Genomic DNA, 17,790 nt, shown 5'->3' with positions numbered 1-17,790 from the left:
CCACGGCGACAACACGATTCTTGGGGAGAGGGGTACCAATGAAGAATGTGACTTTCTGGCCGCCGGGCCTGCCGCAGCATCTGGCACTTCCGCGCACGTCGCTCTACTACAACCTGGAAGTATCGGCGACACGCTATCCCGATAGCATCGCCATCGCCTACTACGGTAACGACATCACTTACGCGACGCTGCGTCGCGAGGTCGACACGCTGGCGGGTTTCCTGCAGTCGAGCATGGGCGTGACGAAGGGTGACCGGGTTGCCCTGTTCATGCAGAACAGCCCGCAGTTCGTCATTGCGTTCTACGCCATCCTGCGCGCCGGTGGCGTCGTGGTTCCCGTCAACACCATGAACCTGCTGGAGGAGGTGCGAAACATCGTTGGCGACAGCGGCGCGCGCGTTGCGATCTTCGGTCAGGAGCTCGCACAAGGCATCCTTCCGCTCCTGGGCAATGAACTGACGCACGCGCTTGCGGCCTGCTACGGCGAGTACCGCGCCGTCGCCAGCGATCTTCCCGTGCCGGAGGTGGTAGCTGCCCCGCGCGTCGCGTTCGACGGCGTCGTCGGCTGGCAGGAGGCGATGACCGCCGACGCGAAGCTCGAACCGGTCACTGTCGTCGCCGACGATCTCTCGGTCATACCCTACACCTCCGGTACTACGGGCACGCCGAAGGGCTGCATGCATACGCATGCCAGTGTCATGCACGCGGCTGTGGGCAGCGCGGAATTCAGCCGCATTCCAAAAGACCAGGTCTGCCTGGCAGCCTTGCCCATGTTCCATGTCACCGGCCTGCAGCTGGGCGTGAACGCGGTGATCTTCGGCGGCGCGACCATGGTGATCATGACGCGCTGGGACCGGCGTTGCGCGGCCATGCTTATCGAACGTTACCGGGTCAGCACGTGGACGGCGATCCCGACCATGCTGTTCGACTTCCTTGCCCAACCCGACCTCGACCGTGTCGATGTCAGCTCCCTGAAGCTCCTTACCGGCGGTGGCGCAGCGATGCCCAAGGCCGTCGCCGAGAAGATCCATGCGCTCTGGGGCATTCCGTATATCGAGGGTTACGGACTTTCCGAGACCATCGCCACCACGCACACCAATCCCGCGCACCATCCGAAGTCGCAGTGCCTGGGCGTGCCGATCCAGGATACCGACTCGATCGTCGTCGATCCCGAGTCACTCCGCGTTCTTGCCGAGGGTGAGGTCGGCGAGATTCTTATCCGGGGCCCGCAGGTCTTCCTCGGCTACTGGAACAAGCCAGAGGCCACCGAAGCGGCGTTCTGCGTCGTTGACGGAATGCGCTATTTCCGTAGTGGCGATCTCGGCTACGTCGACGAAGACGGTTACTTCTTCCTGGTCGACCGCCTGAAACGCATGATCAACGCTTCGGGCTACAAGGTCTGGCCGGCCGAGGTGGAAAGTCTGCTCTATGCGCATCCCGCCGTGCAGGAAGCCTGTGTGATCGGCTTTCGCGATGCGCAGCGCGGTGAGGGCGTCAAGGCCGTGATCGTGCCGCGCGCCGGGCAGGAAGTGGATGCCGCCACGCTCATCGTCTGGGCGCGCCAGCATATGGCTGCCTACAAGGTGCCCCAGGCCGTGGAATTCGTCGAACGCCTGCCGAAGAGCGGCACGGGAAAGATCATGTGGCGCGAACTGCAGGAACGCGAGTTCGCCGATGCCACGTCCACGGCCGGTTGAGGGCACTCCCATGGCAAGCAGTGGCATCAAGGCCGCCGTGCCGGCAACGGCGACAAGCGAACGTTTCGAGGTAGGTGGTCCGCGGGCTACTTACGTCCTCACGGTCTGCTCGCTGCTCTACGCGGTGCGTTACGCCGACTGGCAGATCATGTCGGTGGTGCTCCAGCCGCTGAAAGCCGATCTGGGCCTCACTGACGGACAGGCCGGGCTGGCTGGCACCGCGTACTTCATCGGCGTCATCCTCTTCACCCTGCCCACCTCGCGCCTGATCGATACCTGGAGCCGACGCAAGACCATCGCAATGATGGCGATCATCTGGAGCGTCTTCACCCTGGCGACCGGATTTGCCGGGGGGCTGCTCGCGCTGGCGATCGCCCGTTTCGGCGTCGGCGTCGGTGAGGCGGGATTTGCTCCGGGCGGCACGGCACTCGTCTCGGCGTCATACCCCGAGGCGCAACGCGGCCGGAAACTCGGCATCTTCAATACCTTCATCACGGTCGGCATCATCCTTGGCGCGATCCTCGGCGGCTACCTGTCGGCGCATGCGGGTGGCTGGCGAACACCGTTCTACGTGTTCGGTATTCCCGGCGTCATCCTTGGCGTGCTCGCCTTGTTCATGCAGGACTATCGCCTGAGCAATGCGGATGGCACGCCGTTCCGCCACGCCTCGCTGTGGAGCAATCTTCGGGAACTCTGGGCCATTCCGACGCTGCGCTGGCTCTACGTCGGCTTGGGCATGTACGCGGTGCTGCAGATCTCCGTGGGCACCTGGTTCCCTGCCCTGCTGATGCGTGCGTATGACATCAAGGAGGACAAGGCCGGACTGGTCATGGGCGTCGTCACAATCATCGGTCTCGCCGGCCCGCTGCTCGGCGGCGTGATCGCCGACCGCTGGCACACGAAGCGTCCCGACGGACGCATGCGCCTGGCGGCGATCAGCATCGCCATCGCCACCGTCTTCATGTTGCTTGTCCTTCTCGCCGCGCTCGATATCGGCAATCGTGCGCTCATGCTTTTCTGCGCGGCAATGATGCCCCTGCACAGCATCTTTGTCGGCATGGCGTTGCCCGCGGTGGCGGCCACCACGCAGGACGTGGTGCCGGCGCATCTCAAGGGTCTCTCCTGGGGCGGCGCGATGATGGCGCTCTACCTGCTGGGCGGCGCGTGGGGTCCATACCTCGTAGGTACACTCTCGGATGCGGTCGGCGGCGGCTACCGCGGCCTCGCCTTCGGCATCGGTATCGCCGGCCTGTTCGGCTTTGTCGCAAGCCGCCTCTGGTTCATCACCGGCCGTCACGTCGAGGCGGACCGACAACGGGCCCAGCGGGCATGAGCGCCCGCGCTGGCTTCAGTCATATGCGCGACGGCACGGCGGACGATTGGCGCATCATCGCTGGTGAATTCGCGGACTACGCCCGCGCCTTGCCGGACCGCGTGATGGCCCACCTCGAGTTGCTGCGTGGCGACTTCGGCGGTTTTCCGGTCGATCGATACACCCACTCGCTGCAGACGGCAACGCGTGCGTTTCGCGACGGGCGGGACGAGGAGTACGTCGTCTGCGCGTTATTACATGATATTGGCGACACGCTGGGCAGCTTCAATCATCCGGATATCGCTGCGGCGATCCTGAAGCCCTTCGTGGGCGAGGCGAACCTCTGGATGGTCGAGCATCACGGGATTTTCCAGGGTTACTACTTTTTTCACCACGTCGGCCTGGACCGGAATATGCGCAACCGGTTCGCCGATCATCCGCACTTCGCACGCACGGCCGAGTTCTGCGAGCGCTACGACAGTCCCGCCTTCGACGCTTCGGCGGAGACGCTGCCGCTTGCCACGTTCGAGCCCATGTTGCGTCGGTTGTTCGCGACGCCGCGGCGCAGTGTCTACCTGAGTGACTCGGGCTAAGAGCTCGCCGATGAATCGGCTCCTACATAGAGCATCCCTGTAGGAGCCGCTTCAGCGGCGATGCTTTATGGCTTAGGCAACGCGTAAGCGATAACCCAGTCGCCCTGCTTCGTACCCAGCGAGCCATGCCCACCCGCCGTCACCAGCAGGTACTGACGCCCACTGCTGTCCGCATACGTCATCGGCGTGGCCTGGCCACCCGCAGGCAGGCGCGATTCCCACAGCTTCTTACCCGTACGCACGTCGTAACCGCGGACGTAGTAGTCGAGCGTACCGCTGAGGAAGGTCACGCCACCGGCTGTGGTGACCATGCCGCCGAGGCTCGGGACACCGAGCGGCATCGGGATCGGTAGCGGGGCGCTGTCGATGATCGTGCCGTTCTTGTGGCGCCAGAGCATCTTGCCACTGCGCAGGTCCACGCCAGCCACGTAGCCCCACGGCGGCGCCTGGCAGGGAATGCCCAGCGGCGACAGGAATGCCGAGAGTTCGATGCCGTAAGGAATGCCCTCGGCCTTCTTCACGCCCTCGGTCTCGCTCTTCGCGGGACCGACTTCCATCCTGGCCAGCGTTTCTTTCGGAATCAGCTTCGACTGGAAGGCCATGTAGCTGGGATTGATCAGCATGAGCTGGCGCGTCGGGTCCACCGACACACCGCCCCAGTCGAACACGCCGAAGTTACCCGGGAAGACCAGGGATCCCTGCTCGGACGGCGGCGTGAACATGCCCTCATAGCGCAGCGAACGGAAGCGCACGCGGCACCAGAGCTGGTCGAAGGGCGTCGTGCCCCACATGTCCTGCTCGCGCACCTGCGGCGGGGCAAAGTTGAGGTCGGACAGCGGCTGGGTCGGCGCGGTGTGATCGCCCGGGACGGCGCCCTGTGGGCGAGGCACTTCGTTGATCGGCACGATCGGCGTGCCGTCGCGACGGTCGAGCACGTACACACTGCCCTGCTTGGTCGACGCCAGCACGGCCGGCTTCACGCCGTCGGCCGTCTGCAGGTCCACGAGCGTCGGTTGGCCGCCCACGTCCATGTCCCACAAATCGTGGTGCGTGAACTGGTAATTCCACTTGAGCTTACCCGTCGCGATATCGAGTGCGACCAGACCGGCGCCGAACTTCTCGGAGGTGGGCGTGCGGCCGCCGGCGAACTGGTCGGGCGTCTGGTTGCCCATGGGCAGGTAGACCATGCCGAGGTTCTCGTCGACGCTGAAGAGCGACCAGACATTCGGCGAGTTACGCGTGTAGATGCCATCGGGACCGATCGGCGCGGTCGCGTCCGGGTTGCCCGGATCGAAGTTCCACACCAGGTGACCGTCGTGCACATCGTAGGCGCGAATCACGCCGGACGGCTCGTTGGTCGATTCGTTATCGGTGACGTGACCGCCAATGATGACGAGATCCTTCGTCACCGCCGGCGGCGAGGTGGAGTAGTAGCCGCCCGGCGTGAACGGTCCGATGTTGCTACGCAGGTTGATCGTGCCTTGCTCGCCGAAGTCGGTGCAGGGCTGACCGGAGTCCGCATTGAGCGCGATAAGGCGCGCATCGGCGGTCGGCAGGAACAGACGACGCGGGCATGTCGCTGACGCAGTGGCCGTCAGCGGCAGCGGTGCCGTGGAAGCGGCAGCGGGAACACCCGGGGCGGTCGTCGCCGGGGCGGGAATCACGGCGGACGCGTACTTCGCGTCGTCGTGGTAAGAGACGCCGCGACAGGTCATGTGCTCCCAGTGCTTGAAGCCGACGGGACTCTGGATTTTCGGGTCGAACTCCCAGCGCTTCTGGCCCGTGGCTGCATCGATGGCGATCACGCGGCTATGCGGCGTGCAAAGGTACACGGTGTCGCCGATCTTAAGCGGGGTGTTCTCGGCGGTCGTTTCGGTCGGATCGTCCGGACCGACCTTGTCGCCCGTCTCGATCTTCCACGCCACCTGCAGCTGACCGACGTTGTCCGGCGTGATCTGGGTCAACGGCGAATAGCGTTGACCGTAAGGAGAACTGCCATAGTCGGTCCAGTCGCCATCCGCGCGCGCGGCGCGGTCGCCCTGCGGGCCGGAGACATCGGCCATGGGCAGTTCGCCGGGCAGGTCGTGGTCCACATGGAACACGCCGACGATGCCAACGGCGGCAACGATCAGCAGGGAGACAAAAAGAAAGCCACCACCGGTGTCGCGGGCGCTGTCGTAGTAACGATCACGGCCCAGGCCACGTCGTGGCCATGGCAGCAAGAGCCACAGGCCAAGCACGAACCACACGTCGAGGCGCGGCAGCAGCTGCCAGAAATCCCAATGGACTTCCCACACCGACCAGGCGGCGCTGCCGATCAGCATGAGCGCGTAGAGGCCGACGGCCAGGCGCTGTCGCAGCAGCAACAGGATGGCCACGACCAGCAGGATCGCACCGGCTACCAGGTAGTAGATGGAGCCACCGAGATTGACGAGGCGGATGCCACCTAACAGGGTGGCCACACCGGCCAGCGCAAAAAGAAACGCCGTGAACAGCGTTGCCGGATGAAATCTTCTGACTCGTTTCACGTGTCGCCTCACCATGAGCAGTAACCCCACCCCTATGCGACAGGGTGGTGCTCACAGCGTGAATCCGAAGTAGAGACGACACATCGCGCGTTCTTACGCGCTCGCGTTTTCGGCAAGCTCGGCCATCATCGCTTCCCGCATCAGGTATTTCTGCACCTTCCCGGTCACCGTCATCGGGAAGGCGTCGACGAAACGCACGAAGTGCGGCACCTTGAAGTAAGCAAGATGCCGGCGACAGTAGTCCTGTATCGCGGCGGCCGACACGGCGCTGCCGTCGCGCAGACGGATCCATGCGCAGACCTGCTCGCCCAGGCGCGCATCCGGCACGCCGAACACCTGCACGTCCTGGATATCCGGGTGGCCGTAAAGGAACTCTTCGATCTCGCGCGGATAGATGTTCTCGCCACCGCGGATGATCATGTCCTTCAGGCGGCCGACAACGGTGCAATAGCCGGCGTCGTCGATGGTGGCGAGGTCGCCTGTGTGCATCCAGCGAGCATCGTCGAGTGCGGCGCGTGTGTTGGCTTCGTCGGCCCAGTAGCCGCGCATCACCGAGTAGCCACGCGTGAGCAGTTCGCCGGTGCCACCTCGGGGCACGACACGCCCCGTCTCGTCGACGATCTTGACCTCCACGTGCGGATGAATCCTTCCGACCGTGGATACGCGCAGTTCGAGGGGGTCTTCGGCCACGGTCTGGAAACTGACCGGGCTCGTTTCCGTCATGCCGTAGGCGATCGTGACCTCGGCCATGTGCATGTCGCGCACGACGCGCCGCATGATCTCGATGGGACACGGCGAGCCGGCCATGATGCCGGTGCGAAGCGAGGTGAGGTCGAACTCATGGAAACGTGGATGCTCCAGTTCGGCGATGAACATCGTCGGCACGCCATGAAGGCCCGTACATCGTTCTTCGGCCACGGTTTCCAGCGTGGTGAGCGCATCGAAACCCTCGCCCGGAATGACCATGCAGGCACCGTGCGTGACGCAAGCGAGATTGCCGAGCACCATGCCGAAGCAGTGATAGAAGGGCACGGGAATGCAGAGACGATCCTGCTCGGTCAGGCGCATGGCCTCGCCGATGAAGAAGCCGTTGTTGACGATGTTGTGATGCGTCAACGTCGCGCCCTTCGGTGCACCGGTGGTGCCCGAGGTGAACTGGATATTCACCGGATCGTCGAAGGACAGCCTGGTCTCGATCGCGGCAAGCGTCGCCCGCGCCCCGGCGTCGGCGGCGATATCCGCCCAGCGCCGCGTGCCTGGCGCCGGCTCATCGTCGAGCAGGATGACGTGCCGCAGATCCGGCAGCGCCGCCGCACGCAGTCCGCCAGGCTCGGAGCTCGCAAGCTCCGGCGCCAGTCCGCCGAGAATCTCCAGGTAGTGCGAACTCTTGAAAGCTCGCGGCAGGATCAGCGCGCGGCAGGCCACCTTGTTCAACGAATAGGCCAGCTCGTGAGAGCGATAGGCCGGATTGATGTTGACCAGGATCAGGCCCGCCTTGGGTGCGGCGAACTGCGCCACTACCCATTCGGCCCGGTTGGGTGCCCAGATGCCGATGCGGTCGCCGGGCTCCAGGCCCAGCGCGAGCAGCCCGGCGGCAACGCGTTCGACCTCGGCGTGGAACTCGCCATAGGTCCAGCGGATGCCTTGCTGGCGAACGACCAGGGCCGGCCGCTCCGGCCAGCTCGCGGCGATACGGTCGAGCATGACCCCGACCGTTTCACCGAGCAGCGGCGTGGCACTCGCGCCCTGGACATAACTTGCGGCGTGATCCATGCGGGCGTTCCTCGAGCAGGGGCGTTGCAAGGCAGGATAGGTCAGCTGCCGCGACTCACCAACCCGGCGATCACCTCGTCGACGCCGGTAGGACCCTTCAACGATGACCCTTCGAAGTCGATCCACCCTTCGTTGAAGCCATCAAGCATGCGCATGCGTGGTGTCGGGTTCGTCATACCCTGGGCGATGAAACCCGCTTCCCACCCGGCGCGTGGCGTAACGCGAGCGGTCACGTCGCGGCCGAGCGCCTTGGCAAAGGCGGCGGCGATGTCGTTCGGGCTGGTGCGCTGCGGGCCTTCGAGCTCCACCACCCGTACGCAGGTGGTTGTCTCACCGAGCAGTCTCGCGGCCAGCTCGCCGATGTCCTTCGTGGCGACCATGGGTAGCTTGCGGTCGAGCGGGTAGAGGTAGCTGTCGATAACACCCGTGTCGCGTGCGGAGGCGACGTCCCATTGGGCGTTCTCGAAGAACCAGCCCGCGCGAAGGAACGTCACCGGCATGGGCAGCTTGCCGAGGACGTCTTCCATCCGACCCAGCTGCGACAGCAGGTTTTCTTCCGTGGCATGCGCGCCGACCGTCGACAGGACCACGACGCGATCCGGCCGCGCGGCGAGCAGGCCGTCCCGAATCGACGCGATGCTGCGATTCGACTCCGGGTAGCCTGGCGACGGATCGAACACGGGCGGGAGCAGGATGAAGACCGCCTCGGCGCCTTCGAAGGCCCGCGCCAGCGCCGGGGTATCGTCGATCTCGGCGATGGCCACCTCGGCACCGCGGTCGGCGAAGGCCTTTCCCTTGGCCGCATCGCGGACCACAGCGCGGAAAGGCTTGCCTGCGGCAAACAGGGCGTCAGCCAGGGCGGTGCCGACCTGGCCGGTGATTCCGGTAATGGCGTACATGGCGTTTTTCCTCGTTTTGATAGGGACGAGGAGAACGATAGGCCGCTGGGACTAATGACTGAAGCGACTTATTCTCAGTTGTTTAGTGATCTTTTGTCACCTCAGGCGAATGCGGCCCGGGCGTTGCTACCCTTCGTCGCCGTGCCGGCCTGGCCGAAGCTGAGATCGTGCGCTGCACGCTCTGCCGCCGACGCACGGGCCAACCCCTCGACATGGGCACCGCCGTCGACCGTGAAGAACGCCACCTGATCGCTCAGCGAGTGCGCCTGGTCCTGCATGGACTTGGCGGCGGCCGCAGCCTCTTCCACCAGCGCCGCGTTCTCCTGGGTGACCTGATCGATTTGTGCAATCGCAAGGTTCACCTGATCCACGCCCGCGGACTGCTCGGCGCTCGCCGCCGCGATCTCGGCGACGATGTCGGTCACCTTCTTCACGCTGGCGACGATGTCACGCAAGGCGACCGAAGACTGCTCGACCAGCGCCGCACCAACCTCCACGCGTTCGCCGCTTTCGGCGATCAGGCCCTTGATCTCGCGCGACGCTGCCGCGCTGGACTGGGCCAGCCGGCGCACTTCCGCCGCCACCACCGCGAAGCCCCTGCCCTGCTCGCCGGCACGTGCCGCCTCCACGGCGGCGTTGAGGGCGAGCAGGTTGGTCTGGAAGGCGATCTCGTCGATCAGGCCAACGATGTCGCCTATGCGCCGACTGGAATCGCCGATCTCCCGCATCGCTTCCATGGCTTCGCCAACCACGGCGCCGCCCTTCTCCGCCTCGCCCCTGGCGTGACGCGAGAGACGGTCGGCTGCGTTCGCATTCTCCGCATTCTGCTTGACCGTCGCCGTCATTTCTTCCATCGATGCCGCGGTTTCCTCGAGGCTGGAGGCCTGCTCCTGCGTACGATGGGAAAGGTCATCGTTTCCCCGGGCGATCTCGGCGGATGTCGTGGCAACCACGTGCGCGCCCTGCTGCACTTCGGAAACGATGGAAGAGAGGGTGCCGCGCATACGCTCCAGTGCACCCAACAGGCTGGCCGGAGCATAGTCGCCGCCGTCGTTGCGCAGGTCGCCGCCGGCGATGCGGCTGGCGATCTGCACGGCGTCGCGCGGTTCGCCGCCCACCGTGGCGCGGATGCTGCTCATCGACAGCCAGACCACCAGCAAGGCGAGCGCCGCGATGGCCGCGGACTTGAGCAAGTCCTTTTCCAACTGGGCCCGGAAAGCGGCATCGATGTCGTCGAAGTAGGCACCCGAGATGAAGTGCAGGTCCCAGGGTTTGTACCAGCTCGAGTAACTTATCTTGTCTTTCAGCTCGTTGGTCTTGGGCATGATCTGCGTGTATCGCGTCATGCCGTGGCCGTCCTTCGTATCGGCGTCGAGCATGGCTACGTACTGGTGGAAGCCCTTGCCGTCCACGTCGTCACGAATGTTCTTGCCGATATCGGCGGCGCGCAGCGGATGCATGCGCATGGTCAGCGCCGAATCGAAGGCGAAGACGTAACCGGTGTTGTTGGACCAGCGCATGGCCTGGATGTCATCGAGTGCGGCGATGCGCGCTTCGAGATCGCTCGTCTGTCCCTTCTCGGCACGTGCGTGGTATGCGTCCGCGATGGCGATCGCCGCGGTCACATGCTGCTCCAGCGTGTTGGCGAGTTCCGTCATCTGCACGCGGCGGCTTTCGATCCCCGACATAACGGTCTGGCCGACAAGGCCCAGCACCACCACGGCCATGACCATCCACACCCGCGTGTTCAACGTCGTGCGGCCGAACCAGTTCTTCAATGCGGACATGTACCGTCACCCTGTTCTACTTCCCCGTCTATGCATTAACGGCGGGAAATCGCAGGTCTTTACGGCAATTTTATGAACAAGGCAGGAGCCGATTCATCGGCGATGCCTACGGAGCGGATAAATGATGGTCGCCCGACCCGACGACCGCGTCCGACCGCCCCGGCAATCCCACCACCGCCTCGGCCCCCACCGGCACATGCACATCCAGTTCCACCCGTCCGTCCACCTTGCGCCACGCCACCGAGGCCTCGCCATAAGGCGTCATCACGGCGGCCGAGGCGTGGTCCAGCCACGCCGTCACCGCCGGCCGCACCTCGATCCGCTGCCAACCCGGCGCCAGCGGCCGCAGACCGGCGACATCGCCGAACAGCCAGTCGTCGACGGTGCCGAGGAAATAGTGCCCCCGCGAACGCGACGCCAGCTTCCAGTGCTCCCACAGGCTGGTCGCCCCGTTGTCTCGCCAGTAGCCCCAGCTGGGGAACGTGACCTGCGTCGCGATACGCCAGGCCTCATCCACGTGACCGGTGGACGTGAGCACGGGGAGGATGATCTTGGTTGCCAAGGCACCCGTATCGAGATGATCGCCACGAGCCTTCGCATCCGCCGCCACACCGGCGGCAACGCGATCGCGCAACCCGTCGGGCACCAGTCCAAAGGCAAGCGCCAGCAGGTTGTGGGCCTGCCGGTAGCCCTGGTCGCCGTCGCCGCGATAACGGCCGGCCGCGCGATCGAGAAAGTGCGCATTGAAGGCATCGCGGACCGCATCCGCCTGCGCATCGAAGCCGGCGGCACGTGCGTTGTCACCCAGCACTCGAAGCATCCCGGCGGTCACCCGCTGCATCCGGTACAGGTAGGCCGTGGCGGCGATACGCTTGTCTTCGGGCGCGTTCTCGCCGCCCGGATCGGTTTCCGGGCTCACCCAGTCACCCAGTTCGGTGTCGGCGATGCCGCCGGGAGAACGCGCGTTCTCCATCGCCACGTAACGCGCGTTACCGTCGACGTGCTCTTCCATGGGACGACGGTCGCCGGCATGCATCCACAGCGACCAGGGCACGAGCACATAGGCTGCATGCCACGTGGGTGCGCGAACATCGCCCCAGCCGGGATTCGGCGCGATCAGCAACGGTGCGCCATCCGCTTTGCGCGTGTCGGCGATATCGCGCACCCACTTTGCCAGCAAACGATCGGCATCGACGTTGCGCAGGAACATATCTGCACCGAGCATGCCATCACCGGTCCAGCCGTTCTTTTCGTACATCGGCGTGTCGGTGGGAATGCCATGCAGGTTGTTGAGCAGGGTGTCGACGGTCGCACGGTGGATCCAGTCGAGCAGCGGGTTGGCACTGTCGAAGCGACCGGTCACGGCGACGTCGGTATGGACGACCTGCGCGCTGACGGCGTCGAGCGCCGGCTTATCGCCTGGCCATCCTTCCACCTGTACGTAGCGAAAGCCCTTGTACGAGAAACGCGGATGCCATCGTTCAGGGCCACCGGCGAGGGTCAGGCGGTCCGTCTGGAAACCGGCCTTGAAATAGTGATGTTCGTCGCGCGCATCCACCGTGCCGTCCGGCATGAGTTTCTCGCCGTAGTGCGCGGTGATCGTCGTCCCTGCCGGCCCCGTCGCGTCGAACGTCGCCCAGCCTGCGATGACGCGCGCAAAAGCGAAGACAAAGACGCCAGGCTTCGGCTCGGTGACGGACGTGGCGTGCAGTGTGTCGGTTACGCGGATCGGCTGTTCCGTCTGCGCCACGAGTTTGCCTCGTGGTGCGGGAAGCACGGTAGCCGGCTTCCACGTTGCGGGCATCGTTTCCCGTGCGTCGTACGTTTCGCCACCGTAGAGATCGTCGAGCCGCGTAGGGCCGTCGGCAACCCGCCAGCTATCGTCGCTGACGATGTCCTGTACGCGCCCATCGGCGTACCGCACGCGCAGCAGGGTACGTATGCGCGGCTGCCCATGCCATGGCGCGCGCTCCCAATGCCAGACATTGGGATTGGTCATGCCATAAAAGCCGCGACCGAGTTCGGCAGCGAGCACGTGGTCGCCCGGCGTCAGCGAGACATCGGTGGCTACGACCTCCACGCGCTTGTCGTAGTCGGTGAAACCAGGGGACAGCACGGCGTCGCTGACGGGACGACCATCGATGGAGAGGTCGGCGTAGCCACCCGCTGCGACGTAGAGCGTCGCCCGCTCGACACCTGCCTCGACGTGGAACGGTTTGCGCAGCAACGGTGCCGGAAGGCTTTCCGGGTCGGCCTTGCCGATCCATTGCGCACCATGCCAACCGGCTTCGTCGAGCGCGGTATCGAAGTGCGATGCCACGCTGCCACCGCCGTCGGTGGTACGGATGTCTGCACGCCATTCGTAACGCTGGCCTGGCTGCAGGACCGGGCCGGCATAGTCGATGTCGAAGGAACGCGCCGAACTTACGTTACCGCTGTCCCATACCGGCCGGCCTTCGTGCGTCACGATGATGCGGTAGGCGATCTGTCGTGTTCCGTTGGCGCGGGAGTCGATGAGCCAGGAGAAGCGCGGCGGCGTGGCATCCACGTAGGTCGGTGTATCCGTGCGTTCGACGCGGGGAGCGTGGACGGTGACGCTCGTGCCTGTCGCCGCTGAAGCGGCTCCTACGGGGGGCGAAAGTCCCACGGGGAGCGCGAGGGCGATGGCGAGCACGAGAGGGCGGATGCTTGGCAAGGCCGGGACCTGTCGGGGGATGAAACGTCCGAGCATAACCGGCCAGGAAGGCGCTGCGGCTCCGGTCGCATACATCCATCTAACGCGCGAAGGTTTATCCCTTCCGGACCTCGAAACTCCGGAGCCAACGTCATGAAGACCGTCCTCGCCGGTATCGCCCTCACTCTCACCGTCGCCTCGGGCGCTGCTTCCGCCGCGCAGCTCGACAGCCTTAAAGGGATGATGGGTGGATCTACCAGTTCGCTGACATCGGGCAGTACCAGCAATGCCGCTGGCATCCTGCAGTATTGCGTGACCAACAACTACCTCGGCGGCGACAGTGGCGCCTCGGGGGTGAAGGACCAGCTGCTGGGCAAGCTCGGCGGCAAATCGTCCACGGCCGCTGCCGCGCCAACGCAGGACGCGGGCTATCTCGACGGCGCCAAGGGCTTGCTCAAGTCCAAGGATGGCAAGACCCTCGACCTTGGCGGCGCGGCCGGCTCGGACAGCTCGCCCACTGGCGACATGAAAGAGAAGCTCACGCACAAGGTCTGTAAAGCCGTGCTCAAGCAGGGCAAGAGCATGCTCGGCGGCATGGGCAAATGACATGACGTGGACGGGACATGGACGTTCCGCCCCGTAAACCGGAAAGCCTCCCCCAGAGGTTTTCCCCATGGCAAAGCACGCGACGTACGACCCTTATGCGATGCGCGACCCGCGCACCCAGTATCCGCAGCCGGACTTCTCCAAGCAGCCGCAACCCGCGCCCGGCCTCGCCAGGGAGATGGTGCCGCGCCCCGATCACGGCGAAACCAGTTATCGCGGCAATGGCCGCCTGAAGGATCGCAAGGCGCTGGTCACCGGAGGCGACTCCGGTATCGGACGCGCGGCGGCGATCGCCTTTGCGCGTGAAGGCGCCAGCGTGGTGATCAACTACCTGCCCTCGGAACAGAAAGACGCCGACGAAGTGATCGGTTTGCTTACAGGCGAAGGCCATACCGTGATCGGCGTGCCCGGCGACCTGAAGGACGAGGCGTTCTGCAAACAACTGATCGCGAAGGCCGTGAAGGAGCTGGGTGGCCTGGATATTCTCGCCAATGTGGCCGGACGCCAGCAGTTTGCCAAGTCCATCGACGAGCTGGAAAGTGCGGCGTTCCAGGAAACATTCCAGACCAACGTGTTCGCGCTGTTCTGGCTGTGCAAGGCCGCGTTACCGCACATGCCGCCCGGCGCCGCCATCGTCAACACCGCCTCGATCCAGGCCTACGAGCCGTCGGACATCCTCCTCGATTACGCGCCGACGAAGGCGGCGATCGTCGCGTTCACGAAGGCGTTGGCCAAACAGGTCGCCGAGAAGGGCATCCGCGTGAACGCGGTGGCGCCGGGACCCGTATGGACGCCGCTGCAGCCTAGCGGCGGACAGCCTCAGGAGAAGCTGGTGGAGTTCGGCAAGAACGTGCCGCTGAAGCGGCCCGGACAGCCGGTGGAGTGTGCGCCGGTGTATGTGTTGCTGGCTTCGCAGGAGGCCAGCTTTATTACCGGGGAGACCTACGGGGTGACCGGAGGGCATATGTTGCCTTGAGCCTACGCCGGCCGCGTAATCCGTCCGATCGCATCGATCAGATCGGAGACCCCATACGGTTTGACGATGATCGCCGTGCGCGCGTCGCGCTGGACGCCATTGGCGGTCTGGTCGCCAGTGGCAAAGAGCACTGGCAGCGACGGCTGCACCTCGCGCATGCGCTCAGCCACTTCCACGCCGTTCATCCCGGGCAGGCCGACATCGGTGAGCAGGATGTCGATGGCTTCCGCACCGTGCAAGCGCATGGCTTCGTGACCATCCCCGGCTTCGTAGACCGTATGCCCACGACTTTCCAGCATCTCGGTGACCGCCATGCGGATGAGCGCATCGTCTTCGACTACCAGGATGCGCAAGGACGCCGGAAGGCCATGGGGCGGGGGTAACGAGGGTGCTGGCGCGGCCAGGGGGCCGACCGGCGCGCGCGGTACGCGCCCGGCGAGCACATGGCGAATCTTGCGCGCCAGCGCCTCGCGGGAATATGGCTTGCTCAGCAGCTCCACACCTTCGTCCAGGCGGCCGCCGTGCACGATGGCGTTTTCGGTGTACCCGGAGGTGAAAAGCACGCCGATGCCAGGCTGCCGCTCGACCGCCTTGCGCGCCAGTTCCGGGCTACGCAGTGGACCCGGCATGACGACGTCGGTGAACAGCAGGTCGATCGCAATGCCGCTTTCGATGATCGACAGTGCGCTTTCCGCATCGCGCGCCTTGAGCACGCGGTAACCCAGGTCGGTGAGCAGACCGACCACGGTGTCGCGCACGGCTTCGTCGTCCTCGGCGACGAGTATGGTTTCATCGCCGCCGCGTACGCCCTCCTCGTCGAGCTCGACCACGCGGTCTTCGCCCTGGGTCGAGCGCGGCAGGTAGATCTTCACCGTGGTGCCCTCGCCCGGCTCGCTATAGATCTTCACGTGCCCGCCGGACTGCTTCACGAAGCCGTAGACCATGGACAGGCCCAGCCCCGTACCGCGCCCCTCCGGCTTGGTGGTGAAGAACGGCTCGAACACCTGTCCAAGAATCTCCTGCGGCATGCCCGTACCGGTATCGGTCACGGCGAGCATCACGTACTGGCCCGGGCGGACGTCGGCATAGCCCTTGGCGTAAGCGTCGTCGAGCAAGGCATTGCCTGCCTCGACGGTGAGGCGACCCTGGCCGTTCATCGCGTCGCGCGCGTTGATCGCGAGGTTGAGCAGCGCGTTCTCCACGTTCGAGGGATCCACCAGGGTGTTCCACAACCCGCCGGCGATCACGGTTTCCACCTCGATGGCCTCGCCCAACGCGCGGCGCAACAGTTCGTCCATGTCGCGGACGAAGCGACCGATGTTGACGACCTTGGGTGCCAGCGGCTGGCGGCGACCGAAGGCGAGCAGCTGTGCGGCAAGCTTGGAACCGCGCGTGACACCCGCCATGGCATTGGCGACGCGACGCTCCGCGCGTTCGTTACCGGAGACGTCGGCGGCGAGTAACTGCAGATTGCCGCTGATCACCTGGAGGAGGTTGTTGAAATCGTGGGCCACGCCGCCGGTGAGGTTACCGATCGCATCCATCTTCTGCGCCTGGCGCAACTGCTCCTGGACGACGTCCAGCGCCGCTTCGCGGTCGCGCTCGGCCGAGACATCACGGGCCACGGCGAAGATCAGGCCCTCGCTGGGCACCGCCCGCCACGAGAGCGTGCGCAGGTCACCGCTGGCGGTGCGATAGCGGTTCTCGAAGCGAAGCGTGGTCTCGCCCTCGGCCAGGTGACCGGTTTCCTCCTGGGTGCGAGAAATGTCTTCCGGGTGAACGAAGTCGAGGTAGGAACGACCGACCGTGTCGCGCTCGCTCCAACCCAGGATGGCTGTCCACGCCGGATTGACCGAGAGCAGGCGGGTGTCGGTGTCGGCCACGACCAGGATGTCGCTGGAGAGAGTCCAGACCCGGTCGCGCTCGTAGGTACGCTCGACGACCTGGCGCTCGAGATCTTTGGCCAGTAGCCGGAGCTCGTGCTCGGCACGGCGCCGTTCCACGGCCACGCGCGTGCGGCTGGCTACTTCGCTGACGAAGCTGATCTCTTCCTCGGACCAGTCGCGAGGGTCCGCGTGGTTGAGGTACAGGAGGGCGACGAAGCCGCCCCGTTCCGTCACCGGCATATTGATGAAGGACAAGGCGGTGATGCCGGCCAGGGCATCGGCGGTGGCAGCCGTGCGTGGGTCCGTCCGGGCGTCGGTGATCACCGTGGTCACGCCACGTGTGAGCTCATCGATGTAGCTGCCGTAGTCGCGAAAGTGCAGCACGCCGGCGAGGGTCTGGATCCCTGGCGCATTCCAGTCTCGCTCCACCGTGATGGTTTCGGCCACCGGGTCGATCGTGCCGTAGCCGGCCCGGCTCACCTTCAGCGTCCGGCCGAGTACCTCAGCGACACGGTAGGCAATATCGGCCGGATCTTCCAGATCGCGCAGCAGGTTGCCGATCTCGATCAGGGCAACGCGGCGATCTTCGGCGGCACCGGAGCCGTCGGTGCCCTCTCCCGCCGAACGGATCGTCACCGCCGCGGTGGCTGGCAAACCCGGCCGGGCTTCGAGCGATACCCGCACGTGGGCTCCATCGACCGTGGCGAGGGCCAGCTCGCGCACGCCGTTGCCTGGTATGACCAGCGGCAGCGCCGCGACAAGGCGATCCCGGCTGTCGGGCTCCCACAGGCCGAGGAACCCCGAAGGCTCGTGTTCGCGCAAGCGGGCGGTCACCCAGGCGTTGGCGTAGAGCAGCTCTCCCGAAGCCGACACGGCCGCAAAGCCGAATGGCAGGGCATCGAGCGCATGGGAAAGGAGAGTCTGGTCCTGCAATGCGAACGATGAGGGCATCTGTCGAGCAATCGTGGGTGGCTGGTGGGCGGCGATTTTATCGGTTCATTGTGGTTCCCTTTGTGTAGACGGCCTTCACAGAACCTTCATTGGCGAGCCGTCGAAAAA

Annotated in this window: 11 protein-coding genes; 5 read left to right on the top strand and 6 right to left on the bottom strand. The window is 65.2% G+C overall.

Annotated features, from left to right (window positions below; genetic code table 11):
- Positions 1 to 38: 38 nt before the first annotated feature.
- The 3 genes from HB634_RS15630 to HB634_RS15620 are packed head-to-tail and all read left to right on the top strand — an operon-like array spanning position 39 to position 3,602.
- The gene (locus tag HB634_RS15630; protein WP_213949215.1) at positions 39 to 1,697 is read left to right on the top strand and encodes a long-chain-fatty-acid--CoA ligase; all 1,659 of its coding nucleotides are present in this window, start codon (positions 39 to 41) and stop codon (positions 1,695 to 1,697) included.
- Between the two features lie 10 nt (positions 1,698 to 1,707).
- The gene (locus HB634_RS15625) at positions 1,708 to 3,030 is read left to right on the top strand and encodes an MFS transporter (RefSeq protein ID WP_063571805.1); all 1,323 of its coding nucleotides are present in this window, start codon (positions 1,708 to 1,710) and stop codon (positions 3,028 to 3,030) included.
- Complete coding sequence (locus tag HB634_RS15620) at positions 3,027 to 3,602, top strand: HD domain-containing protein (RefSeq protein WP_213949214.1); 576 nt, start codon at positions 3,027 to 3,029, stop codon at positions 3,600 to 3,602. Before HB634_RS15625 ends, HB634_RS15620 begins: the two co-directional genes overlap by 4 nt.
- 65 nt (positions 3,603 to 3,667) lie before the next feature.
- On the opposite strand, the gene HB634_RS15615 is transcribed toward HB634_RS15620, so the two are convergent.
- The 5 genes from HB634_RS15615 to HB634_RS15595 all read right to left on the bottom strand — a co-directional run bounded on the left by HB634_RS15615 (position 3,668) and on the right by HB634_RS15595 (position 13,284).
- The gene (locus HB634_RS15615; protein WP_345777506.1) at positions 3,668 to 6,130 is read right to left on the bottom strand and encodes a membrane-bound PQQ-dependent dehydrogenase, glucose/quinate/shikimate family; all 2,463 of its coding nucleotides are present in this window, start codon (positions 6,128 to 6,130) and stop codon (positions 3,668 to 3,670) included.
- A gap of 93 nt (positions 6,131 to 6,223) precedes the next feature.
- The gene (locus tag HB634_RS15610; RefSeq protein WP_213949212.1) at positions 6,224 to 7,903 is read right to left on the bottom strand and encodes an AMP-binding protein; all 1,680 of its coding nucleotides are present in this window, start codon (positions 7,901 to 7,903) and stop codon (positions 6,224 to 6,226) included.
- A gap of 41 nt (positions 7,904 to 7,944) precedes the next feature.
- Positions 7,945 to 8,802, bottom strand: coding sequence for an NmrA family NAD(P)-binding protein (locus tag HB634_RS15605; RefSeq protein ID WP_213949211.1), 858 nt, complete (start codon positions 8,800 to 8,802; stop codon positions 7,945 to 7,947).
- Between the two features lie 101 nt (positions 8,803 to 8,903).
- The gene (locus HB634_RS15600) at positions 8,904 to 10,589 is read right to left on the bottom strand and encodes a methyl-accepting chemotaxis protein (RefSeq protein ID WP_213949210.1); all 1,686 of its coding nucleotides are present in this window, start codon (positions 10,587 to 10,589) and stop codon (positions 8,904 to 8,906) included.
- Between the two features lie 106 nt (positions 10,590 to 10,695).
- Positions 10,696 to 13,284, bottom strand: coding sequence for an alpha-L-rhamnosidase (locus HB634_RS15595; RefSeq protein WP_213949209.1), 2,589 nt, complete (start codon positions 13,282 to 13,284; stop codon positions 10,696 to 10,698).
- Positions 13,285 to 13,416: 132 nt separating this feature from the next.
- On the opposite strand from HB634_RS15595, the gene HB634_RS15590 reads away from it, so the two are divergent.
- A complete protein-coding gene (locus tag HB634_RS15590; RefSeq protein ID WP_063572459.1) occupies positions 13,417 to 13,869 on the top strand; it encodes a DUF2501 domain-containing protein in 453 nt (150 codons plus the stop codon).
- 67 nt (positions 13,870 to 13,936) lie between these two features.
- Positions 13,937 to 14,845 carry an SDR family oxidoreductase gene (locus HB634_RS15585; RefSeq protein WP_063572458.1) on the top strand — a complete coding sequence of 303 codons (909 nt, stop codon included), beginning with the start codon at positions 13,937 to 13,939 and terminating at the stop codon, positions 14,843 to 14,845.
- 2 nt (positions 14,846 to 14,847) lie between these two features.
- Here HB634_RS15585 and HB634_RS15580 read toward each other — a convergent pair whose 3' ends face one another.
- Entirely contained in the window at positions 14,848 to 17,682 is a 2,835-nt protein-coding gene (locus HB634_RS15580) for a response regulator (RefSeq protein WP_213949208.1), read from the bottom strand.
- Between the last annotated feature and the right edge of the window lie 108 nt (positions 17,683 to 17,790).

The sequence above is a fragment of the Luteibacter sp. dw_328 genome (genome assembly GCF_018449605.1).
Lineage (GTDB): Bacteria > Pseudomonadota > Gammaproteobacteria > Xanthomonadales > Rhodanobacteraceae > Luteibacter.
The sequence above is the reverse complement of the archived record's forward strand: the minus strand, read 5'-3'. Positions and strand labels throughout refer to the sequence as shown.